Source organism: Bradyrhizobium sp. URHA0013, assembly GCF_000518345.1.
GTDB lineage: Bacteria > Pseudomonadota > Alphaproteobacteria > Rhizobiales > Xanthobacteraceae > Bradyrhizobium.
The window spans coordinates 960,244-981,661 of the sequence record NZ_KI912427.1 but is presented as its reverse complement, the minus strand read 5'-3'; the positions used below and the strand labels follow the sequence as shown (position 1 = coordinate 981,661).

General features: G+C 64.2%; 19 protein-coding genes. 10 read left to right on the top strand and 9 right to left on the bottom strand.

The genetic code is table 11. From position 1 onward, the window contains the following. Positions 1 to 16 precede the first annotated feature (16 nt). Complete coding sequence (locus tag N551_RS0134060) at positions 17 to 1,195, top strand: cytochrome P450 (protein WP_027570731.1); 1,179 nt, start codon at positions 17 to 19, stop codon at positions 1,193 to 1,195. Positions 1,196 to 1,270: 75 nt separating this feature from the next. Here N551_RS0134060 and N551_RS0134055 read toward each other — a convergent pair whose 3' ends face one another. Next, positions 1,271 to 2,260 carry a putative zinc-binding metallopeptidase gene (locus tag N551_RS0134055; RefSeq protein WP_027570730.1) on the bottom strand — a complete coding sequence of 330 codons (990 nt, stop codon included), beginning with the start codon at positions 2,258 to 2,260 and terminating at the stop codon, positions 1,271 to 1,273. 403 nt (positions 2,261 to 2,663) lie between these two features. Beyond that, positions 2,664 to 3,377: a hypothetical protein gene (locus tag N551_RS0134045; RefSeq protein ID WP_027570728.1), complete on the bottom strand. Its 714-nt coding sequence runs from the start codon at positions 3,375 to 3,377 to the stop codon at positions 2,664 to 2,666. A gap of 281 nt (positions 3,378 to 3,658) precedes the next feature. Here N551_RS0134045 and N551_RS0134040 point away from each other — a divergent pair, with 281 nt between their 5' ends. Together N551_RS0134040 and N551_RS0134035 are read left to right on the top strand one after the other, a co-directional pair. Next, positions 3,659 to 4,582, top strand: a complete 924-nt coding sequence (locus tag N551_RS0134040) for an ABC transporter ATP-binding protein (protein WP_027570727.1) — start codon at positions 3,659 to 3,661, stop codon at positions 4,580 to 4,582. Next, a complete protein-coding gene (locus tag N551_RS0134035; protein WP_018454266.1) occupies positions 4,579 to 5,340 on the top strand; it encodes an ABC transporter permease in 762 nt (253 codons plus the stop codon). Before N551_RS0134040 ends, N551_RS0134035 begins: the two co-directional genes overlap by 4 nt. 51 nt (positions 5,341 to 5,391) lie before the next feature. On the opposite strand, the gene N551_RS37605 is transcribed toward N551_RS0134035, so the two are convergent. Next, positions 5,392 to 5,715 carry a hypothetical protein gene (locus N551_RS37605; RefSeq protein ID WP_027519597.1) on the bottom strand — a complete coding sequence of 108 codons (324 nt, stop codon included), beginning with the start codon at positions 5,713 to 5,715 and terminating at the stop codon, positions 5,392 to 5,394. A gap of 320 nt (positions 5,716 to 6,035) precedes the next feature. On the opposite strand from N551_RS37605, the gene N551_RS0134025 reads away from it, so the two are divergent. The 3 genes from N551_RS0134025 (at position 6,036) to N551_RS0134015 (ending at position 9,010) form a co-directional block, all read left to right on the top strand. Continuing rightward, the gene (locus tag N551_RS0134025) at positions 6,036 to 6,806 is read left to right on the top strand and encodes a L,D-transpeptidase (RefSeq protein WP_027570725.1); all 771 of its coding nucleotides are present in this window, start codon (positions 6,036 to 6,038) and stop codon (positions 6,804 to 6,806) included. Positions 6,807 to 7,030: 224 nt separating this feature from the next. After that, on the top strand, positions 7,031 to 7,285 hold the full coding sequence (locus N551_RS0134020; RefSeq protein ID WP_027570724.1) for an acyl carrier protein: 255 nt from the start codon (positions 7,031 to 7,033) through the stop codon (positions 7,283 to 7,285). Positions 7,286 to 7,309: 24 nt separating this feature from the next. Further along, positions 7,310 to 9,010: a fatty acyl-AMP ligase gene (locus N551_RS0134015; RefSeq protein WP_027570723.1), complete on the top strand. Its 1,701-nt coding sequence runs from the start codon at positions 7,310 to 7,312 to the stop codon at positions 9,008 to 9,010. Positions 9,011 to 9,017: 7 nt separating this feature from the next. Here the strand turns inward: N551_RS0134015 and N551_RS0134010 are convergent, their stop codons facing one another. Genes N551_RS0134010 through N551_RS0134000 form a run of 3 tightly spaced genes read right to left on the bottom strand, consistent with a single transcriptional unit; the run spans position 9,018 to position 12,393 of the window. Further along, the gene (locus tag N551_RS0134010) at positions 9,018 to 9,980 is read right to left on the bottom strand and encodes a hypothetical protein (protein ID WP_245287887.1); all 963 of its coding nucleotides are present in this window, start codon (positions 9,978 to 9,980) and stop codon (positions 9,018 to 9,020) included. 25 nt (positions 9,981 to 10,005) lie between these two features. After that, entirely contained in the window at positions 10,006 to 11,388 is a 1,383-nt protein-coding gene (locus N551_RS0134005; RefSeq protein WP_027570721.1) for an MBOAT family protein, read from the bottom strand. A gap of 45 nt (positions 11,389 to 11,433) precedes the next feature. Beyond that, the gene (locus N551_RS0134000; protein ID WP_245287886.1) at positions 11,434 to 12,393 is read right to left on the bottom strand and encodes a fatty acid desaturase; all 960 of its coding nucleotides are present in this window, start codon (positions 12,391 to 12,393) and stop codon (positions 11,434 to 11,436) included. Between the two features lie 161 nt (positions 12,394 to 12,554). Between N551_RS0134000 and N551_RS0133995 the strand changes: the two genes are divergently transcribed. Next, a complete protein-coding gene (locus tag N551_RS0133995; protein ID WP_027570719.1) occupies positions 12,555 to 13,550 on the top strand; it encodes a glycerophosphodiester phosphodiesterase in 996 nt (331 codons plus the stop codon). Positions 13,551 to 13,559: 9 nt separating this feature from the next. Here the strand turns inward: N551_RS0133995 and N551_RS0133990 are convergent, their stop codons facing one another. Continuing rightward, complete coding sequence (locus tag N551_RS0133990; protein WP_027570718.1) at positions 13,560 to 15,839, bottom strand: spermidine synthase; 2,280 nt, start codon at positions 15,837 to 15,839, stop codon at positions 13,560 to 13,562. Between the two features lie 175 nt (positions 15,840 to 16,014). On the opposite strand from N551_RS0133990, the gene N551_RS0133985 reads away from it, so the two are divergent. Continuing rightward, positions 16,015 to 17,625, top strand: coding sequence for an NAD(P)/FAD-dependent oxidoreductase (locus N551_RS0133985; RefSeq protein WP_027570717.1), 1,611 nt, complete (start codon positions 16,015 to 16,017; stop codon positions 17,623 to 17,625). A gap of 278 nt (positions 17,626 to 17,903) precedes the next feature. On the opposite strand, the gene N551_RS0133980 is transcribed toward N551_RS0133985, so the two are convergent. Continuing rightward, on the bottom strand, positions 17,904 to 18,059 hold the full coding sequence (locus N551_RS0133980) for a Flp family type IVb pilin (RefSeq protein ID WP_085395715.1): 156 nt from the start codon (positions 18,057 to 18,059) through the stop codon (positions 17,904 to 17,906). Positions 18,060 to 18,222: 163 nt separating this feature from the next. On the opposite strand from N551_RS0133980, the gene N551_RS0133975 reads away from it, so the two are divergent. Further along, positions 18,223 to 19,110, top strand: a complete 888-nt coding sequence (locus N551_RS0133975; RefSeq protein WP_027570715.1) for a 50S ribosomal protein L11 methyltransferase — start codon at positions 18,223 to 18,225, stop codon at positions 19,108 to 19,110. Positions 19,111 to 19,134: 24 nt separating this feature from the next. On the opposite strand, the gene N551_RS0133970 is transcribed toward N551_RS0133975, so the two are convergent. Beyond that, positions 19,135 to 19,314: a hypothetical protein gene (locus N551_RS0133970; RefSeq protein WP_027570714.1), complete on the bottom strand. Its 180-nt coding sequence runs from the start codon at positions 19,312 to 19,314 to the stop codon at positions 19,135 to 19,137. 188 nt (positions 19,315 to 19,502) lie between these two features. On the opposite strand from N551_RS0133970, the gene N551_RS0133965 reads away from it, so the two are divergent. Continuing rightward, the gene (locus tag N551_RS0133965) at positions 19,503 to 21,332 is read left to right on the top strand and encodes an aminopeptidase P family protein (protein WP_027570713.1); all 1,830 of its coding nucleotides are present in this window, start codon (positions 19,503 to 19,505) and stop codon (positions 21,330 to 21,332) included. The last annotated feature ends 86 nt before the right edge of the window (positions 21,333 to 21,418 follow it).

Genomic DNA, 21,418 nt, shown 5'->3' with positions numbered 1-21,418 from the left:
TGGACGGGAGCTGACCATGAACGGCATTGCATCCAGTCCGGCCGACCCGTTTGCGCCAGATTTCCTGATGGACCCCTATCCCGCCTATGAGGCGTTGCGCGCGCTCGGTCCCGCGTTCGCGTTGGAGCGCTACGGCGTGTGGGCCATGGCAGGCTATGCCGAAGTCGAGCCGGCCCTGAAGGACTGGAAGACGTTCATCAGCGGCGAGGGTGTCGGGCTGCACGGGATGAACCCGGCCCTGCCAAAGCCGCTGACGCTCCAGATCGATCCTCCCGACCACGACAAGGGCCGCCGCGTGCTCAGCCGCACCCTGTCCCCGGGTGTCGCGCGGCGACTGCGCGAGACGTTTCAGAAGGAAGCGGAGAAGAAGGTTTCGGAGCTGATCGACAAGGGCACGTTCGATGCCGTCACCGATCTCGCCGAGGCCTACCCGATGAAGGTGTTTCCGGATGCGATTGGCATCCGGCCGGACGGCCGCGACAGGCTGCTGGCCTGGAGCACGTTCGTGTTCGACAGCTTTGGCCCGGAGAACGAAACGTTGGCGGCGTCACGACAAGCCGGCCTCGCGGCGCAGAGCTGGATCATGGAATGCTGTGCGCGAGATGCGTTGCAACCGGACGGGCTCGGCATGATGATCTACCAGGCGGCTGACGACGGCGAGATCAGCGAGCATGAAGCAACCCATCTGGTGCGACCGTTCCTCACCGCCGGGATCGACACCACCGTCAACGGTATCGGCAATACGCTGCTCGCGCTCGCCGCTCACCCGGATGAATATCGCAAGCTGCACCACAAGCCGGAGCTGGCGCGCAATGCCTTCGAGGAAGGGCTGCGTTATGATTCACCGGTACAGACGTTCTTCCGCACTACCTCGCGCGATGTCGAGATCGGCGGCGGCGTGATCCCCGCACACCGCAAGGTCCTGCTGTTCATGGCCTCCGCCAACCGCGATCCCGCGCGCTGGCACCGAGCCGACCGTTTCGACGTCGAACGGCTCGCGACCGGGCATGTCGGTTTCGGCGCCGGCATCCACGCCTGCGTCGGCCAGATGATCGCACGCCTGGAAGGCGAATTGATCTTCGGCGAGCTCGCAAGGCGCGTGAAGACCATCGAGCTCACGGCAGAGCCGAGGCGCAGGCTCAACAATTCCCTGCGTGGGCTGAAGAGCATGCCCGTGCGGGTGACGGCTGCCTAGAGCATGATTGGTTCTGATCGAATCAGAACCGAAGCCCCAGATTCTTGCTTCAAACGGGGCTGTCCGCCGCGACCTTTACGCCGCCAAACTCTGCTGATCGCGGAATGCGCTGATCGCCATGTGGACGAGATGCAGCTTGCCTTTGACCGCCGGCGATATGTCGAACGGATATGCGTCGCTCATCCCGAGCGAGCGGTTGAGTTCGTTGATGCTGCGAGCAAGCGGCATCCACAGGGCCAAAAGTGCCTCGAAGTCGCTCTCGAGATAGGGATCCGTCAGGGTCTGGCGGGCGCGCTCGTCCAGCGATAACGGCAAACCTGCCAGCGAGTCGAGCGTCGACACGATATGCAGGAAATGCGCGAACGTTTCCGCCCAATCCTCCCAGGGGTGGGACGTGGCGTACTCGCTGATGAAGCCGCTTCGGTCGTATGAACGATCGGCGCGGCTGTAATGGGTGTTGATCGCGGCCTGATAGTCCTGCGCCTGGTCACCGAAGATCAGCTTGAACGGGGCCTGGAACGTCGTGCCGTCAACGAGCAGGTCCCAATAGAAGTGACCGATCTCGTGCCGGAAATGCCCGAGCAGCGTGCGATACGGCTCCCGGAACGCCACGCGGCGAGCTTCTCGCTCGACATCATCGGCCTCCGCAAGGTTGAGCGTGATCAGACCCGAGAGATGTCCCGTCAGGATCGGACTGACCTCGTCCGAGAGAATGTCGAACGCCAATGGTGCGCCGGTGCGCGATGCAAGCGGAAGCCTGAGGCGACTGAGATCATAGAGAAGACGGCGCTTGGCTTCCTCCATCCGGCGCCAGAGCATGATGTTTCTGGTGCTGCCGAGATTCGGAATCGTGCGCGTGAGGCGGCACGAGTCGCAATACCAGTCGGCGCCCTCGACACACCAGTTGCAACCGATGATCTCCCGGTTACGGCAAGATTGATGGGATGCAAGTTTCGTCATCTCGATGCGCGAGGAATCGAAGGCCAGCTCGGTGCTGCAATTCGCGCACGCGACGTGCTCGAACGAGACAGGATGGCGGCATGACGGGCACTGATAAATCTTCACGTGGACTGGCCCCAGACAGACGGCACACCGGAAGGCCGGCCTGTCAATTCGAGGAACTCTTAACTCTTGCGACCGTCGCGGTTGCCGGCGAGCAACGCCCGCTGCGTTCGCAGCGCGTGCTGCCTCAACAGGCCGGCTCGCGTTGTGCTCAACTGGCTCGATTGAGGCTGCGGCTTTTTCTCAAGGACGTTTTCGGAAACAGGCCGACCGGCCCACGCCCGCTCGGGCTGAACCGCCATGGGACCGACGTTTCGTTTCCTTGTCATGGTGTGACAACACCAGATCGTGTGCAGAGTTCCCTTCACTCGACCGGCGGGTGATCGAGCTTGGCTTGTGCAGATACGACAATGCCGCCGTCGGCATGACGGCGGCATTGTCAATTCAGCGGCTTGCGGCGAAAGGCTTAATTCCGGGGAGCCGTTGCCGCCGCCGACCGCGCCGGCCTGGGCGTGCCGGGTTCGGCAACCGGAGCAGGTGCGCGCGAGCGCATGATTGCAGCGTCGATCTCGGCAATCACGCGGCGCTGGATCGCCTCGTTCTTGTCGATCGAGATGTGGCCGACGCCGGACCCGCGGACGTCGACATTGTCGAGCTTGCCGCGAAAACCGTCCGCGCGCTTTACCGGCTCGCCGGGGCCGTCACCGATATAGATGTTGATGTAGCGCTCCGCGCCGGTCGACAGCTTGGTCTTGAACACGGAGTCGAGCCCGATCGCGAGTTTCACGGGCACGCCGAGACGGTTGAGCTTGGCGATCATGTCCGGCAGCGCCGTCGCGCCGGAGGAGTGCCCGACCAGCACGATGGTCCTGAGCCGGCCGGCCTTGTAGGCGGTGGCGGCCTCATCGGCGAGCGAGGACCAGGACACGAAATTCGAGACGGTCACCGGGATGCCCTGCGCCTGGAGCCGGGCGCCGATGGTGTCGAGCCCGAGCGAGAAGATGTTGAGCACGCCGCGGAGCAGGTAGACATGCGTGGTCGCGACCGCAGCCTGGCTCGGCGCCGCCTTGGCGGTGGTCGGGCTCATGGCAACAGCTGACAGCAGGAGCAGGCCCATCGCCCAGGCACGGAGGGCGGACAACTGGCTGGCGCCAGCGGTGTGACGGCCGTTCGGTCTCATCGATCTTTTCCTTGGGAATATGCTTCGGCCGGAATCGTAGCCATGGCCTGCTCGCAGACGCAACAAAGAGCCGCGTGAACGACGATCTTAGCAGCAAGTCGTGACCATCGCGCAACACTTGCCTGAAACCTGCCTCGGAAGGGCCTGTTTCGAGGCCATTTTTCTCCGGCTAATTGCAGCCGCGCAAGGGCATTCCTATCTCAGGGCTCCGCTGACCCGCCCCTCCCGGCAGGTTCCAGCCTCCCCTCCCCAGCCTTCGCCCCCTCAGACTTGCGGCCATCATGTCCTCCATCATTTCCGTCGCCAATTTGTCGAAGACCTATGGGTCCGGCTTCAAGGCGCTCAAGAACGTCAATCTCGACATCAAGCGCGGAGAGATCTTCGCGTTGCTCGGCCCCAACGGCGCCGGCAAGACCACGCTGATCTCGATCATCTGCGGCATTGCCAATCCGAGCGAAGGCAAGGTCCTCGTCGGCGGCGAGAACATCCAGACCTCCTATCGGAAAGCGCGCTCGCTGATCGGGCTGGTGCCGCAGGAATTGCACACCGATGCCTTCGAGAGCGTGTGGGCGACCGTGAGCTTCTCCCGCGGGCTGTTCGGCAAGCCGAAGAACCCCGATCATATCGAGAAGGTGCTGAAAGACCTCTCGCTGTGGGACAAGAAGGACAGCAAGATCATCACGCTCTCCGGCGGCATGAAGCGTCGCGTGATGATCGCGAAGGCGCTGTCGCACGAGCCGCAGATCCTGTTCCTGGACGAGCCGACCGCCGGCGTCGACGTCGAGCTGCGCAAGGGCATGTGGGAGGTGGTGCGCACGCTCCAGCAATCCGGCGTCACCATCATCCTGACCACGCATTACATCGAGGAAGCCGAGGAGATGGCCGACCGCATCGGCGTCATCAACAAGGGCGAGATCGTGCTGGTCGAGGACAAGGCTACCTTGATGCAGAAGCTCGGCAAGAAGCGGCTGACGCTGCATCTGCAAGGCAAGCTCGATGCGCTGCCGGAGAGCCTCAGGCATTACGAGCTCGACCTCTGCGACGGTGGCGCGACCCTGGTCTACGACTACGACACCAAGGGCGAGCGCACCGGCATCACCAGCCTGCTCGGCGACCTCCGCACCGCCGGCATCCGCTTCAACGATCTCGACACGACGCAATCGTCGCTCGAGGACATCTTCGTCGATCTCGTGAGGGCGTCATGAACTACCGCGCTGTCCGCGCCATCTATCTGTTCGAAATGGCGCGCACCTGGCGCACGCTGCTGCAAAGCATCGTGTCGCCGGTGGTCTCGACCTCGCTGTATTTCGTGGTGTTCGGCGCCGCGATCGGCTCGCGCATCAGCCAGGTCGAGGGCGTCAGCTACGGCACCTTCATCGTGCCGGGCCTGATCATGCTCTCGGTGCTGACGCAGAGCATCGCCAACGCCTCGTTCGGCATCTACTTCCCGAAATTCACCGGCACGATCTACGAGATCCTGTCCGCGCCGATCTCCTATTTCGAGATCGTGCTCGGCTATGTCGGCGCGGCCGCGACCAAATCGATCATCCTCGGCCTGATCATCCTCGCCACAGCCGGCCTGTTCGTGCCGCTGCACATCCACCATCCGGTCTGGATGCTGGCCTTCCTGGTGCTGACGGCGGTGACGTTCAGCCTGTTCGGCTTCATCATCGGCATCTGGGCCGACGGGTTCGAAAAGCTGCAGATGATCCCGATGCTTGTGGTGACGCCGCTGACCTTCCTCGGCGGCAGCTTCTATTCCATCGACATGCTGCCACCCGCCTGGCGCACGGTGGCGCTGCTCAATCCGGTCGTCTATCTGATCTCCGGCTTCCGCTGGAGCTTCTACGAGATCGCGGACGTCAGCATGGCCGTCAGCATCGGCATGACGACGGCCTTCCTGGTGATCTGTCTGGTCGTGATCTGGTGGATTTTCCGCACGGGGTATCGGTTGAAGAACTGATCGAGAGGCGTAGCCCGGATTGCGCTTCGCTCCATCCGGGCTACGGGGACATCACCGATAGCAGTGGAAGCGGTTGTATCCGTCGTAATAGCCGCGGCAGCGACGGTGGCCGCGATGAGGAATGCCGAACACCCCCTCGACCGCGCCGACGGCACCGCCGACACCCGCGCCGACCGCGCCTCCAACCACGCCACCCACGGGGCCGGCTATCCGGTTGCCTTCATAAGAACCTTCCTGGGCGCCCCGAACGATGCCTTGGGCATGGCCAGGCTGTGGGATGCAGGACAGCGCGGCCAGAACGGCGGCGCCAGCAAAGAGCAGACGGAAAGGCAGACCGGCCGGCCGAGAGGCGGCGGCGACGCAAACTTTGTTCATCTTCATTCCCAAAGGTAAAACCGGCGGCGGAAGCCGCCGGTCGAGGCAGCGATCATCAACGCCGATGCGGCCAAATGGTTGCGCCCCGGATGGTTGCGCCATTCTGATGAATTGTCGGCATTATGAACGCATCTCCCGCTCGCGAAAATGTCAGCGCCGCCGCTGGCTTTGCGGCACAAAGCGGCCTTGCTTACGCCGGGCGTCCCGTTAACGATGGGCGGGCAGGCCGCTGGAACGAAAGCCGGATTGCAGGCATAGTGCACGCCGGGGGACGGAGAGCCACGGCGCCTAGTGTGAACAGGCCGGAGGCCACAAGTCAGATGCGTTCGTTTTTTATTGCTTTCACCTCCCTGATGCTTTTGAGCGCGGGCACCGCGCAGGCCAAGGTCGAGATCACCGTCGACAAGGACAATCAGCAGATGACCGTCGCTGTCGACGGCGTCGCGCGCTACCACTGGCCGGTGTCGACAGGCATCCCCTCGCGGGAGACGCCGAACGGCGCGTTCCGCACCTTCCGCATGGAAGAGGATCACTATTCCAAGGAATTCGACGACGCGCCGATGCCGCACGCGATCTTCTTCACCAAGGTCGGGCACGCCATCCACGGCACCGACTCGGTCGGTCGGCTCGGCACGCCCGCCTCGCATGGCTGCGTGCGGCTGTCGCGCCAGAATGCCACGACGCTCTACGCGCTGGTGCAGCAGCAGGGCGTGCTCAACACCACGGTGACGCTGACCGGCTCGGCGCAGGTGGCGCTGGCGCGCAATCCGCGTGGCCGCAACCCCACGGCAGTGGCCCGCGCGCCGCAGCCCGCCGAAGAGCAGTACGCCACATCAGGCGATCCCGTGAACCTGATGCCTCAGGCCGCACCTGCCCGCCGCTACATGCCGCAGGATGACAACTACATCTATCCGGCCGACGGCACCGACACCGGCGCGCGCTACCCGGCGCCGCGTGGCAGCCGCCCGCTCTATGACGCACAGGTCTATCAGCAGCAGCCTCAGCAATATTACAATCAGGGCAACGGCACCTACTATCAGCCGCAGCCCCGGCAAGTTTACCAACCCCGTGGCTATTACTACCAGAACTGACCCTATCTGAACGCGGCGTTGCCGCGCCAGCGAATCAGAAAGCCGCTGCTGCGACGGGCGCTTGCCGCAGTCGACCGCAGGAAACAGCGCCAGCCTGTGCACGGATTGGGCACCGGCCGACGCAAGGAAGCAACAGTCCACAACCTTCAACGCAGCGGCGTTCCGGCCAAATTGACAACCAGGGGGTCCCCCGTATTGTCGTCCCATTGTTTTTGGGACATGACATGACACGCGAGCAGATTTCGGATTTCTGCGTTGCCGCCCTGGCAAATATCCTGCGAATTTCGAAGGACCGGGTCGACATCGGCACGAAATTCAGCCGCCTTGGGCTCGATTCGGCGATGCTGGTCTACCTGATGATGGAACTCGAGGAGAAGCTCGACCTCGAACTATCGACGGACGACTTCTACGACCATCCGACCGTTGAGGCGCTGTCGCGATTTCTCGCCGACAAGGGCGCAATCCGTCCCGCCGCCTGAGGGCGGCAGAAGCCGGCGCAACCCATGGAAACCTTCCGCTCGCTCGTGGCACTGCTGGCCCGACGTGCGGCGGAGCAGGCCGACGATAGGGCCTACATCTTCGTATCCGATCGCGGGACGGAGGAATCTGTCCTCACCTTCCGCCAACTGCATCACTCCGCATCCGCCCTCGCTCTGCGATTGACCTTGGCCGCGCGTCCCGGCGACCGCGCCATCCTGGTGTTTCCGCCCGGCATCGAATTCATGGTGGCGTTCTTCGGCTGTCTGATCGCCGGCATCATCGCCGTGCCGATGATGACGCCACGGCGAAACAGCGCGCGCGATGCGAGCGCCGCGATACTCGCCAATTGCACGCCGGCGGTGGCGCTGACCAATTCGGCCGTCGCGCTCCGTGGTGATCTGCGGGCACGCTTCGCGCACGAGCACATTCGCTGGATCGAGGTCGATCTCGGCGCGGCCGATGATGAGACAATCGAACTGCCCGAGCCGGCGCCGGACGACATCGCCTTCCTGCAATACACCTCCGGCTCGACGTCCGCGCCCAAAGGCGTGATGGTGAGCCACGCCAATCTGCTCGCTAATCTCGAGATGATCCGGCTCGCGCTCGGCAACACCCGGCAATCGACTTACGTCAATTGGGTGCCGCTCTATCACGACATGGGGCTGATCCTGAACGCACTGCAGGCGCTCTATGTTGGGGCGACTTGCGTGCTGATGGCACCGAATGCGTTCATGCAGCGGCCGCTCGGCTGGCTGCGCGCGATCTCTCATTACCGCGCGGAAGTGGCGTGCAGCCCGAATTTCGGCTTCGACCTCTGCGTCAGCCGCTATCGCGCCGACCAGATGGAGGGCGTCGACCTGTCCTCGCTCAGGATCGCGCTGAACGGCGCAGAGCCGGTGCATGCGGAAACCATCGAACGGTTCATCCAGACATTTACGCCGCACGGCTTCGATCCGCGCGCAAAGTATCCCGCCTACGGAATGGCGGAAGCGACGCTCCTGATTTCCGGCGGACGCCGCGACGGCGGTCATGTCACACGCAGCCTGAGCCGCACGGCGCTTCAGGCGCACGCAGCGGAAGCGCCTTCCAGCGCCGAAGACACGCAGATCGTCGTCGGCTGCGGCCGCGCGCTCACCGGCGAGCGGATCGCCATCGTGGACGCGGACAACCGCACGCGCCTGCCCGCGGACCGCGTCGGCGAGATATGGGTGAACGGGGCCAATATCGCCCGCGCCTATTGGCGCAACGACGAGGCGACGCGCGAGGGGCTCAATGCGCAGATTGCCCGCGAAAACGGGGCGTGGCTGCGCACCGGCGACCTCGGCTTCCTCGACGTCACCGGCGAACTGTTCGTCACCGGGCGGATCAAGGACCTCATCATCATCCGCGGCATCAATCATTATCCGCAGGACGTCGAGCGCACCGTGCAATCGCTCGATGGAGCTTTGCGCGAAAATTGCGGCGCGGCGTTCTCGGTGCCCGACGAGACCGGCGAAGAGGCACTCGTCATCGTCCAGGAAATCGAGCGCACCGCGCGTCACTCGATCGACACCGAAGCGATCAGGGGCCGGATTCGGGAGGCCATCGCCGACAACCACGAACTCTCGGCGCGCCACATCGCGCTGATCCGGCCCGGCACCCTGCCGAAGACCACCAGCGGCAAGATCCAGCGCAAGCTGGCGCGCAAACTCTGGCTCGATGGCGGTTTCGAGCAGCTCGGCTGAGGACCGCTCAGAAATCGATCTTCGCGCTCTCCCCATCGCGCAGGCTCACGGCGATCCCCTGCTCGATCTTGCGCGCCAGGATTGGGCGATAGTGGATGAAGTCGGCAAAATTGGCGCGGTCGCGCGTGAGATCGTTGTCAACGCGGTAGCTGATGAAATTGCTGCGCGGTCGGCCCGCGACCACTTTCTTCAGCGCCGCGTCGCAGGCGCTGCGCTCCAGGGCGGCTTCCGTGCCGGGCTTCGGCACGGTGGTCGCGAAGGTCGGCGGCACGATGATGACGACGGGCACACCGGCCGGCAATGTCCTGACGATATCTGCCAGCGCAGCGATCTCGGGAAATGTCGCCCGCATCTCGGCGGACAAGTACGGCGCCGGATCCCTGGGCCAGCCGACTTCCTTGAATTGGCCCGGCGGCCAGATGTCCTCGTAGCTGACAAAGCCGTCAGGGTTCATCCGTGGTCGCCGGCCAAGGCCGATACTGATGCGTTGAAAAGCGTGCTCGATTGCCTGCCATGAGATCAGACGCGCAGCGTAGGTGAAGACGCTTCTGTCATAGAGCCAGTCGGGAAACGGGACGCCGCCCTCCTCCTTGAGCCGTGCATGCACGCACCAGCCGGGGTCAGTCACGACCACCAGGGCACCGACCTCCCGGTGATTCCGCAGGAAGAAGTCCAGCACCGCGAGCTCCTGGCGGGGAAACGCACCGGTCATGTAGAGCTGCACGAATCGCAGGCCGGTCGCGCGCGACAGTTCCATCGGCTCGATCATCTGCGCCGTCGAATTGCCCAGGATCGCGGCATTGAAATCCGGATTTCGCGCGCGGCTCGCCGCCGTGACCTGGGTCAGACGATTATCGACGCCGTCGATGCCAAGCAGGCCGAGCTTGCCGCTGTCATAGGGATCGACCACCACCATCAGTGCGAGCACCAGCAGCGCAGCCCCGATCAGCGTGCCCAGACACGCGAGCAAGCTCCGACCCCAGCCGGGGTCGGTCTCAGAACTTGAAGTAGACGAAGTCATGGAGATCCCGACCACCCATGTGAAGCAGCAATGCGAATAGCCCAAGACCGAGCAGACCCGCGAGCCACGGATTGGGGCGACGCGTGAGCACCGCCACGATGTCCTGGCTCGCCGGCAGCAGGAAGGCGAACAACGGCGCTACAATCAGCGGCCACAAATGCTTTCCGCGCTCGAGCGGCAGCGGCGAAACCAGCCCACAGAAGACATGCCATGCCGCCTCCACGGAGCCCGCGCGAAAAATCACGCCGGTCGCGAGCACGAAGAGCACGGTGAGCGTCCAGCCGAGCCATGACGGGAACTCCGGGCCATAGCGACGCCACAGCGTGCAGGCAACCAGCGCAAGCCCGTGCAGCACGCCCCACAACACGAAGGTCCAGCTCGCGCCGTGCCACAGGCCGCACAGCGCCATCGTGATCATCATCGCGCCGAAGAACTGGATCGGTAGCCAGTGCCGCGGCAAAAGACGCAGGTTGACCAGCGGATAAAACACGTAGTCGCGCAGGAACAGCATGAGGGTGATGTGCCAGCGCTGCCAGAAATCCTGGATATTGGTCGAGCGCAGCGGCGCATTGAAATTGTACGGCAGCTGCACGCCGAACAGCAGACCAAGGCCGATCGCGATGTCGGAATAGCCGGAGAAATCGAATAGGATCTGGAAGGAGAAGCAGAAGGCAAGCCAGGCATCGCCGCTGGGCAAGGGCCCGTTCGCTGCCTGCGCGTAGATGGGATCGAGCAGATGCGCGAGGCCGTCGGCGATCACGATTTTTTCGAACAGGCCGATCGCAATGAAGCAGGTCGCCACACAGAACTGGCGCTGCCAGCCCGGAACGTAGATCTGCCTGCCGAACTGATGCATCACCTCCGACCAGCGCGCCAGGGGGCCGGCGATCGCCTGCGGGAAGAAGGCGATGTAGAGCGCGTAGCGGTCGAGCGCATAGAGCGGCGCCCTGCCGCGCTTCAGATCGACCAGATACATGATGTGGTGGAAGGTGAAGAAGGAGATGCCGAGCGGTAGCCCGACGTCGAGCACCGGCAACGTCGTACCCAGCGCGAGACCTAGATTGGCGAGAAGAAAGTTGGCGTATTTGAACAACGCCAGCACCGCGAGATCGAGCATGATCACCAGTGTCAGCACCGCCGGCCACTTCACGCGCCCATAGGCGACCGAGGCGAGCCAGTTGATCGCGATCGAGCCGATCAGGAGCAGGATGAAGGACGGGCTGCCCCAGGCATAGAAGGCGAGCGACAGCGCGACCTGCACGTCGATGCGCAGATGCGGATAGGGATCGGCCAAGCGATAGATCAGCAGCGCCGCGGGCAGGAAGACCAGGAGAAAGGGATAGTCGTTGAACAGCATCGGTTCAAAGCCGCGCCATCGCCGGCGTGAGCCGGCGGATGATGCTCAGCCCGTTTCGAGGTCGGGCGCAGCGTCGCCCGGCTGCCGCAGCATGCGTCGCGCAATCTTCTCCTCGCTCGGCACCTTGACGTCCCAGGCCAGTCCCAGCGCTTCCAGCGCCCGGATGAAGTTGAAGCCGGGATCGAACTCGAACCAGCGCAGGCCGAAGGCCGCGGAATAGGGAAAGGCGTGGTGGTTGTTGTGCCAGCCCTCGCCCCAGGCGAGCCAGGCCATCACGCCGAGATTGCGGCTGTTGTCGTCGCGGGTGACGAAGGGCTGCGCGCCAAAGCTATGCATCACGGAGTTGATGGCGGACATGGTCTGCTCGACCACGAACATGCGCACCACGCCGCCCCAGAGCAAGCCGGTGAGTGCGCCCCACAGGCTCATGGTGGCGAGGCCGCCGATCGCGGCCGGCAGCACCAGGCCGAGACCGACCCAACTGTAATAGTAGCTGTTGACGGCAACCAGCCTGCGATCCGCCATCAGATCCGGGACATAGTGCGCAACATTGGGATAATCGTGCTCGATCATCCAGGTCAAATGTGCGTGCAGGAAGCCGCGCAGGCGGCCGAACGCGCCCTCGCCGTGCAGCCGCGGTGAATGCAGATCGCCGTCGTGATCGGACAATTCGTGGTGCCGGCGGTGCATTGCCGCCCAGGACAGCATGGGACCGCGGCCGGCCATCGATCCCATCACGACCAGGATCGCACTCATCGCTGTGGAGGTCGCGAAGGCGCGGTGGGTGAAGAGCCGGTGATAGCCAACGGTAAGGCCGAGGCCGGTAACCAGCCAGAAGCCGGCGAACAGGCCAAGCTCCATTGCGCCGATCGGGCGGTAGAACAGAAGGACCAGCGCCAGCAGCGTGCCGACGAAGGGCAAAACGTCGAAGATGATGAAATGCCGGCGCTGCATCCGGCGAAAATGCCGGCTGCGGATAATTCGATGATCGCGTTGCTGCTGCACGGGCGGGATTCCAGGGCACCGACTATGAGTACATACCCCCGCGCCGGCCGCAACCCAAGCCACCGCCCAAGGTTTCAACAGCCACGAAAACCTATACAATCGTCCGGACGCGCCAAAACGCGTTGAAATATCGCCCCTTTCCCCTTGCCCCACGAGCCGCCATGCCGTCACGTGCTGCGACGATCTTGACCGTACTGACACTTCTCATTGCGGGACCGGCCATGGCATTTGATTCGGCTTTCGACCTCGAGGCCCATCGCGGCGGGCGGGCGCTGCTGCCGGAAAACACGCTTCCGGCCTTCGCCAATGCGCTGTCGATGGGCGTGGACACGCTGGAGCTCGACGTCGGCATCACCGCCGACGGAGAAGTCGTCGTGTCGCATGAGCGCGGGCTCAACCCTGATATCACGCGGGATGCGAGCGGCGCCTATGTCGCGGCCCCCGGCACGCCCTTCGTGAAACTGCGGCTCGCCGATATCAGGACCTATGACGTCGGCGAGATCCGGCCAGACAGCCCTTACGCGAAGCAATTCCCCGACCAGCGCGCCATGCCCGGGACCCGCATTCCGACCTTGAACGAGCTGTTCGCGCTGGTGCGCAAATCCGGCAATACGCGCGTGCGCTTCAACATCGAGACCAAGATCGATCCGAACCATCCGGAAGAGACGCTCGATCCGCAAGCTTTCGTCACCAGGCTGCTCGCCCTGATCGAAGCCGAAAAGTTCTCCGACCGCGTCATGATCCAGTCGTTCGACTGGCGGACTCTGTTGCTCGTCCAGCAGCGGGCACCGAAGATGCCGACGGTGTACCTGACGCTCCAGCGCGGCTCGAGCCAGACGGTGGCGCTGGACAAGGCGACCATCTGGACGGCAGGATTCAGCCCGGCCGATCATGGCGGGTCGCTGCCCCGGACCATCAAGGCTGCGGGCGGCACGGTCTGGTCGCCCTATTTCGGCGATGTGACCGCGGCGCTGATCGCCGAGGCCCATGCGCTCGGGCTGCGTGTCGTGGTCTGGACGGTCAACAAGCCTGAAGACATGACGCGCATGATCGAGATCGGCGTCGACGGGATCATCTCCGACAGGCCCGATTTGTTGCGACAGGTCGCGGGCGAGAAAGCAATTGCGTTGCCCGCGGCGACGCCGGTGGAGCCGTAGAAGCGGGCCTTACTCCCCGTCCCTCAAGCGCCGGTACAGCGCGCCCAAAATGTTGGAGTAATCGTCGGTCCAGACCCGCACCCTGTCGTCGGCTTCGGTCTGCTCCCATGATTTCGACGATGCGAGCCTGCCGATGTCGGCATCCTCGCGGGCGGAGATGACGACGTCGGTCGAGAAGATGTAGTCGCCATCGCGCCCCGAATCCTCGTTGTAGACCCAGCTCTTGAGATCGTTGGCATCGGCGATGCCGACCACGACGGTCTCGAGATCGAGGTGGCGGTTTGAGACGTGCATCACCACGGCGCCGTGCGGAGCGAGCTTGTCCTTGTAGATCTTCATCGCTTCTTCGGTCGCAAGATGGATCGGGATCGCATCGGACGAATAGGCGTCGACGATGATGAGATCATAGGCGCCGTCCGGCTCCTTCGCGAAGGTGAGGCGGGCATCGCCGATCACCGGCTTCAGGCCCGGCATGCAGCTCGAGATGTAGCGGAAATTCTTCGGATCGCTTGCCGCGTCGACCATGGACTGATCGATCTCGAAGAAGGTCCAGCTCTCGCCCGGCTCCGCGGCGCAGGCGAGCGTGCCCGATCCGACGCCGATCGCCGCGACCTTCAACGGAGCGCCCTTGCGTTCCCGGATTGCGCTGACGGCCTGACCGATGCCGCCATCCCTGTGATAGTAGGTGATCGGCTCGGGCCGGCCGGTGACCGGCGTGCCGTCATTGTTGAGGAAACGCTCGGCGCCGTGGATCGTGGTGCCGTGCATCAGCACGTGGAAATAGCCGCCGGGCGTCACCACGATCTTGTGCACGCCGAAGAAGCTGCGCACCGTGGTGACGCGGCCTTCGTCCGCCGGATAAACCCGGATCAACGCCAGCGCCAGCGCGACGGTGGCGAATATCTTCCAGCGGCCGGCGTTGACCGCCAGCGCCAGCAGCGCGGCGAGCACGCCGACGCCGCTGGCCAGCCAGACGCGGTGATCCTCGAACCAGCTCGACAGGGCGCCCGTCGTGGCAAAGGGCGCAACGAGCACGACGACCAGCGCGGCAAGCGCCAGCCAATACCATTTGACGATGCCCGCCAGCCGCTCGTTCGCCGGCGGCCGGCACAGCGCGGCAAGCGCAACCAGGATCGGATATTCCGCGATCCAGGAGAATGTGAACGGCGCGACGAGCCCTGCGAACAGGCCGCCGACCATGCCGCCGAACGACAGCGCGACATAGAATCCGGTGAGATATTTGGCGGCCGGCCGGGTCCGCGCCAACTCGCCGTGGCAGGCCATGGCGATGACGAAGAAGCACAATTGATGACCGCCGAGCGTCAGCAGCAGGTTCTGTTCGCCGCCGAACGCCAGCAGGAAGACGACGCCTGCGATCGCGACCGGCTGGAGCATCAGCATCCATTTGTGCGGCAGCAGCGGCCGCGACTGGAACACCACCACCCAGGTCAGGAGGTACAGCGACAGCGGCAGCACCCACAGCAGCGGCGCGGCCGCAACGTCGGTCGAGATGTGCGCGGTGACGGCGATGAGCAGGCCGGACGGCACTCCGGCGAGGAATATCCAGCGCAGCCGCGTCATGAAACCGGGCGCCGGCGCATTCAAATCCTCGGTTCGTGCATCGACCATGGCAAGCTTCGGCGAGCGCAACAGCAGCACGCCGCATGCGGCGATCAGGAGGATCAGAATGCCGTAACCGCCGGTCCAGAGCCGGTTCTGCGTGTGCAGCGTGAACATCGGCTCCAGCAGGAACGGATAGGACAGCAGGGCGAGGAAGCTGCCGATGTTGGAGGACGCATAGAGGAAATAGGGATCATGTCCGGCAGGATGCCCGGTGCGGACGAACCAGGCCTGCAGCAACGGATTGTTGGCGGCGAGGGCGAAGAACGGCAGCCCGATCGAGATCACGAACAGGCCGAGCAGCCAGACCGCGTAGCCCGAAGCGGGCGGATCGCCATAGGCGGAGGCGATGCCGAGCGGCAGCGTGGCAAAGGCCGCGATCAGCAGCAGGAGATGCACCACCACGGGAACGATGCGGTTCCTCACCTGCATCAACAAATGCGCATAGGCGTAGCCCGCCAGCAGCAGCGACTGGAAGAACACCATCGCCACCGACCACACCGCCGGCGAGCCGCCGAGCCGCGGCAGGATCATCTTGGTGAACAGCGGCTGCACCGAGAACAGCAATAGCGCGCTGACGAAGATCGCGGCGGTGTAGACCGTCAGCAGCAGCCGGTTGCGTGACGAGGACGGCTGCTCCGTGGCGGCGGGTTGCACGATCGAATCCATGGAAGCTCCAGCATATCCCGGCGGGCGCCGGGCGCGCGCAATGGAGCACAAGGCGCCTGAACGAGCAATAAAGGCTCTCGTGATGTTGCAGCGGGGAATGCTTCATATACAGATGTCATTCCGAACCGGGGCGCTCAGACCGTCCCGGAATGACCGTGGAACAGCTTGCACCTTCATGATCGAAACCGACGCCATCATCATCGGCGCTGGCCATAACGGCCTCACCTGCGCGGCCTATCTCGCGATGGCCGGCTTGCGCGTGCGCGTGGTCGAGCGCCGCAAGGTGGTCGGCGGGGCCGCGGTCACGGAGGAGTTTCATCCGGGCTTCCGCAATTCGGTCGCGGCCTACACCGTGAGCCTGCTTAATCCGCAAGTGGTCCGCGACTTGAAGCTGGCCGAACAGGGCCTGCGCATCGTTGAACGACGCGCGCAGAATTTTCTGCCTGCTCCCGACGGCAGCTATCTCCTCACTGGCGAGGGACGGACGCAGGCATCCGTCGCACGGCTGAGCGCGCGCGACGCAAACGCGCTCGACGGGTTTTCGCGCGAGCTGGAAGATATTGCCGACGTGCTCCGGCAATTCGTGCTGCGCGCGCCGCCAAACCTGCTCGATGGCTTCGGCACGGCCTCGATCCGCGAGGCCGTGAACGCATTCCAGAGTGCCAACATCCTGCGCGGGCTGTCGCTGGAGCAGAGCCGCAGCTTGCTCGATCTCTTCACCCGCTCGGCCGGCGAGATGCTGGACGAACGTTTCGAGCATGATCTGGTCAAGGCGCTGTTCGGCTTCGATGCCATCGTCGGCAATTATGCCAGCCCCTACGCCGCGGGCTCGGCCTATGTGATGCTGCACCACGCCTTCGGCGAGGTGAACGGCAAGAAGGGCGTCTGGGGTCACGCCATCGGCGGCATGGGCGCGATCACGCAAGCCATGGCGCGCGCCGCACGCGACCGCGGCGTCGTGATCGACACCGATGCAGGCGTGCGCGAGGTCATCGTCGAGCGCGACCGCGCGGTCGGCGTGGCGCTGGAGAACGGCACGACCGTCCGCGCGAAATATGTCGCGGCCAACGTCAATCCGAAGCTGCTCTATACGCGGCTGGTCGCCGCCGATGCGCTTCCCCAAACTTTCCTCGATCGCATCCGGCACTGGAAGAACGGCTCCGGCACCTTCCGCATGAACGTGGCGCTGGACCGCCTGCCCTCCTTCACGGCGCTGCCGGGCGACGGCGATCATCTCACCTCGGGCATCATCCTGGCGCCTGATCTCGGCTACATGGACCGCGCCTTTCTCGATGCCCGGGCGCACGGCTGGAGCCGAGAGCCGGTCGTGGAAATGCTGATCCCCTCGACGCTCGACGACACGCTCGCGCCCGCAGGACAGCATGTCGCGAGCCTGTTCTGCCAGCACGTGGCGCCGGAGCTTCCCGATGGAAAGTCGTGGGACGACCATCGTGAAGAAGTTGCCGACCTCATGATCGCGACGGTGGACAAATACGCGCCGGGTTTTGCGACAAGCGTGCTCGGCCGCCAGATCCTGTCACCGCTCGACCTCGAACGGCAGTTCGGCCTGCTCGGCGGCGACATCTTCCACGGCGCGCTGACGCTGAACCAGCTGTTCTCGGCCCGGCCGATGCTGGGCCATGCCGATTATCGCGGACCCGTGAGGGGCCTCTATCATTGCGGCTCCGGCGCCCATCCCGGCGGCGGCGTCACCGGCGCCCCCGGCCACAACGCCGCGCAGGCGATTTTGAGGGATCACCGGTCGTTGTTCGGAAGCCGTGGATAAGCCTGTGGATGGGCTGTGGACAGACTGTTGGCAAAGCTGTGAAGGCGCGGTGGGTTACGCTCCTCCAAAGCCAGTACAAGTCGGTGGAAAATCCGGGGATGAACGGCGGGATAATCCGTGGACAAAGCCCGGAAAAACCAGCGGGTAAGCCTGTGGGCATTCTGTGCAAGCCAATCCCCAAACACGACTTCGCCCGCCAGGGGACAATTCCCCCGACGGGCGCGGCTCAAAGGCAGTCGTATGGAGAATTGGCCCCGCCGGCAAATGGGAGGCGGAAATTACTTCAAGGAGCTGCTAATCGAAGTGAACTTGTCGTTCATGGTGGTGCCCAGGCCGTTCACCACGGTAATGATCGCCAGCGCAATGCCGGCTGCGATCAGGCCGTACTCGATTGCGGTTGCACCTGAATCGTCGGTCCAGAACTTCAAAATCATGTGCTTCAAGTCTCGCCTCCTATTCCATTTCAAGCTGTGTGGGTTGCCCAACACCCGCAGATCTACGTGGTACAACCTGCGGGCGGGTTAACCTCGTGAATGCAAGTTATTGGAAAAAATTGGAACAAAAGTTCCAAAAATTGAACCGGACGGAACCCTGAGAATGCAGCCTTCCCCCACCCATCGCGCCAGTTTTTCGATCGGCAGCGAGATCGCCGCCAGGCGCATTGTCGACGTCCTCACCGAAATGTTCTTCGAGGACGATGCGGCGGTCGCCGCCTTCGAGCAGCCGAACGGACAGTGGGACGTCGCGCTGCATTTCGCGAACGCGCCGGACCGGGCCTGGCTGCGCGAACTCGTTGCAACCTCAGCAGGAAATGAGATCGCGGACACGCTGGCCTTCGACACCGTCGAAGCCAGGGACTGGGTCAAGTCGAGCCTGGAAGACCTCGTCCCGGTGCCGGCCGGGCGCTTCGTCGTCCACGGCAGCCATGACCGCGACCGCGTGGCGCCAAACAAGCTCGCCATCGAGATCGAGGCGGCTCTCGCCTTCGGCACCGGCCATCACGGCACCACACGCGGCTGTTTACTCCTGCTTGACCATGTCCTGAAAAGCACCCGGCCCGGCCGCGTGCTCGACCTCGGCACCGGGACCGGCGTGCTGGGGATAGCGGCGGCGAAGGCGCTGCATCGCGCGGTGCTGGCCTCCGACATCGACCCGGCCTCGGTCAAGGTGGCAGCCGAGAACGCCTTGTTGAACGAAGTCGGTCACCATGTGCGAGTGATCCGCGCCACCGGATTCGCGGCGGCTGATTTCGGGAGATGCGGCCCGTTCGACCTGGTGCTGGCCAACATCCTGGCCAATCCGTTACGGCAATTGGCGGGCCCGTTGACGCGGCACCTCGCGACCGGAGGGCGCGTCATCCTCTCGGGCCTGTTGACGCCCCAAGTCCCCGCCGTGATCGCCGCCTACCGCGCGCGCGGCCTAGTGCCTCTGAAGCACTTGCGGATCGAGGGGTGGAGCAGCCTGTTGCTGCGGAAGATGTGGTGAGTACGGGTGCTGCTGTAGATGCCGCTACTTTGCCGCCTTCTCGTCCGGGCGCATCGCGCGCTCGGCCCGCGAGGCGCGCCTCGCGCGGCGTTCGGCGAAACGGTCGATCATCTGGTTGATGAGGCCGCGCGGTTTCTTCGGTGTTGCCGCAGCCGGGGCGCGGCGCACCGGCGGCGTAATCTTCTCAAACGTGAACGCTGGCATCGAGTGTCCCCTCGTCATTGAGATGAACAACTTGCTCGAATTTCCCTGTTATCCAGACGAAGCGCAACTGCCGCATCCTGTACTCCACTCAATTCGAATGGAACTTGTTCAAGCACAGTCCATGCCAGATACGACCTCAAATGCGTCTACATTGCGGACTGATCCGCATGATCCTAAAGTGATCCACCATGTTCGAAGCGCACTTCCAGACATTCGAGGAGCCCGAGGCGGGCGTCGCATTGACGGCCCGGTTGGCCGCGCTCCGTGAAGAACTCGCCCGCCGCAAGCTGACCGGTTTCGTGATTCCACGCGCCGACCAGCAGCAGAATGAGTATGTGCCGCCGTCGGAAGAGCGTCTGGCCTGGCTGACCGGTTTTACCGGCTCGGCGGGACTGGCGGTGGTGCTGACGCACGAGGCCGCGGTGTTCGTCGATGGCCGCTACACGATCCAGGCGGCCAAGCAGGTCGATTCAAGGGCCTGGGCCGTGGAATCTCTAATCGATCCCCCGCCGGAAAGCTGGATGTCGGCACACCTGAAGGCCGGCGACCGCCTAGGATTTGATCCGTGGCTGCACACTTTTGCGGCAGCCGAGCGTTTGTCCGCCGCCTGCACCAAGGCCGGTGCCGAGCTGGTCGCCGTCGACAGCAATCCGGTCGATGCGATCTGGCAAGACCGGCCACAGCCGCCGATTGCGCCGGTCACGGTGCACGGGACGCAACATGCCGGCGTGACTGAAGCCGAGAAGCTGACACAGATCAGGAGCGAGATCGGCAAGCTCGGCGTCGATGCGTTGGTGCTGTCCGACAGCCATGCCGTGGCCTGGACCTTCAACATCCGCGGCGCCGACGTCGCGCATACGCCCCTGCCGCTGTCCTACGCGCTGGTGCCGAAGAACGGCCGCCCCACCATCTTCATCGACCACCGCAAGCTCTCCAATCTGACCCGCGACCATCTCGAGCAGTCCGCCGACGTGCGCGAGCCCGACGCGATGGCGCCGACGCTGATGGCGCTCGCCAAGAGCGGTGGATCGATCGCGCTCGACAATGCGACCGCGGCCGATGCCCTCAGCCGGCTGATCACGGGTGCCGGTGGCAAGCCGGTGCGCGGCAGCGATCCGATCGCGCTGCTCAAGGCGGTCAAGAACACGACCGAGATCAAGGGCACGCAAACCGCGCACCGGCGCGACGCCGTGGCGTTGGCGCGCTTCCTCGCCTTCATCGACCGCGAGGCGGCAAGCGGCAAGCTCACCGAGATCGACGCGGTCGAGGCGCTGGAGACGTTCCGCCGCGATACCGGCGCGCTCAAGGATGTGTCGTTCCCGACCATATCGGGCACCGGCCCGAATGGCGCCATCGTGCACTACCGCGTCACCCGCAAGAGCAACCGGCGGATCGTGCCCGGCGATCTGCTGCTGATCGATTCAGGTGCACAATACGAAGACGGCACCACCGACGTCACCCGCACCATGGCCGTGGGCGAGCCGACCGATGAGATGCGCGACCGCTTCACGCGTGTGCTGCGCGGCCACATCGCAATCGCCCGCGCGATCTTTCCCGACGGCGCGACCGGCGCGCAACTCGACACACTGGCACGGCAATATCTCTGGGCCGCCGGCGTCGATTTCGAGCATGGCACCGGCCACGGCGTCGGCAGCTATCTCTCGGTGCACGAAGGACCGGCACGGATATCGAAGCTCGGAACCACGCCGCTGAAGCGAGGCATGATCCTGTCCAACGAGCCCGGCTACTACAAGACCGACGGCTTCGGCATCCGCATCGAGAACCTCGAACTGGTGGTCGCAGCCGACATCAAGGGCGCTGAGAAATCGATGAACGCGTTCGAGACGCTGACCCTGGCACCGATCGACCGCCGGCTGATCGATGTCGGCATGCTGGGCAAGGACGAGCTCGACTGGCTCAACACCTATCACGCGCGCGTCAGGGCCGAGGTGCGGCCGGCCCTGGATGAGACGACGAAGGCGTGGCTGGACCAGGCCACGGCGGAGCTGAAGGCGTAAGCGCGTCGTCGCGACGTCGCATGGCACTACGTGTTTTGTGCAAGGCTGTCTCTCCACCACAGCTGTCATGCTCCGCGAAGGCGGGG

Coding starts and splice junctions, on each gene's coding strand:
- N551_RS0134060 (WP_027570731.1), top strand. CDS start 17: ATGAACGGCATTGCATCCAGTCCGGCCGACCCGTTTGCGCCAGATTTC.
- N551_RS0134045 (WP_027570728.1), bottom strand. CDS start 3,377: ATGAGACCGAACGGCCGTCACACCGCTGGCGCCAGCCAGTTGTCCGCC.
- N551_RS0134040 (WP_027570727.1), top strand. CDS start 3,659: ATGTCCTCCATCATTTCCGTCGCCAATTTGTCGAAGACCTATGGGTCC.
- N551_RS0134035 (WP_018454266.1), top strand. CDS start 4,579: ATGAACTACCGCGCTGTCCGCGCCATCTATCTGTTCGAAATGGCGCGC.
- N551_RS37605 (WP_027519597.1), bottom strand. CDS start 5,715: ATGAACAAAGTTTGCGTCGCCGCCGCCTCTCGGCCGGCCGGTCTGCCT.
- N551_RS0134025 (WP_027570725.1), top strand. CDS start 6,036: ATGCGTTCGTTTTTTATTGCTTTCACCTCCCTGATGCTTTTGAGCGCG.
- N551_RS0134020 (WP_027570724.1), top strand. CDS start 7,031: ATGACACGCGAGCAGATTTCGGATTTCTGCGTTGCCGCCCTGGCAAAT.
- N551_RS0134015 (WP_027570723.1), top strand. CDS start 7,310: ATGGAAACCTTCCGCTCGCTCGTGGCACTGCTGGCCCGACGTGCGGCG.
- N551_RS0134005 (WP_027570721.1), bottom strand. CDS start 11,388: ATGCTGTTCAACGACTATCCCTTTCTCCTGGTCTTCCTGCCCGCGGCG.
- N551_RS0133995 (WP_027570719.1), top strand. CDS start 12,555: ATGCCGTCACGTGCTGCGACGATCTTGACCGTACTGACACTTCTCATT.
- N551_RS0133990 (WP_027570718.1), bottom strand. CDS start 15,839: ATGGATTCGATCGTGCAACCCGCCGCCACGGAGCAGCCGTCCTCGTCA.
- N551_RS0133985 (WP_027570717.1), top strand. CDS start 16,015: ATGATCGAAACCGACGCCATCATCATCGGCGCTGGCCATAACGGCCTC.
- N551_RS0133980 (WP_085395715.1), bottom strand. CDS start 18,059: ATGATTTTGAAGTTCTGGACCGACGATTCAGGTGCAACCGCAATCGAG.
- N551_RS0133975 (WP_027570715.1), top strand. CDS start 18,223: ATGCAGCCTTCCCCCACCCATCGCGCCAGTTTTTCGATCGGCAGCGAG.
- N551_RS0133970 (WP_027570714.1), bottom strand. CDS start 19,314: ATGCCAGCGTTCACGTTTGAGAAGATTACGCCGCCGGTGCGCCGCGCC.
- N551_RS0133965 (WP_027570713.1), top strand. CDS start 19,503: ATGTTCGAAGCGCACTTCCAGACATTCGAGGAGCCCGAGGCGGGCGTC.